This window comes from Anoxybacillus sp. LAT27, from assembly GCF_022030075.1.
GTDB classification, from domain to species: Bacteria; Bacillota; Bacilli; order Bacillales; family Anoxybacillaceae; genus Anoxybacillus; species Anoxybacillus kestanbolensis.
Window position 1 is genome coordinate 1 of sequence record NZ_JAIWYK010000409.1, and the last position, 223, is coordinate 223.

A 223-nucleotide genomic window follows, 5' to 3' on the forward strand; every position below is an offset into this window, starting at 1 on the left:
GGTGGAAGGCACGCTGTCACTGCTCGGTGAAGGCTTGCGCGGCAAAGGTGTGGAGGTGCGCGTCACGCCAGCGGACGCTGCGATGCAGGTCAAAGGTTACGTCGACCAGCTTGAGCAGGTGCTGATCAACCTGGTGGTCAATGCCCGCGATGCGCTGTTGAGCAAACAGGAAAAGGACCCGGCGTTCCGCCCCTGGATCGCAGTGCATTGCGAGCACGACAGT

General features: G+C 61.9%; 1 pseudogene. It reads left to right on the top strand.

Annotation, left to right across the window (positions count from 1 at the left end):
• Window positions 1-223: pseudogene (locus LD028_RS18295) on the top strand (hypothetical protein); the annotation flags it as partial.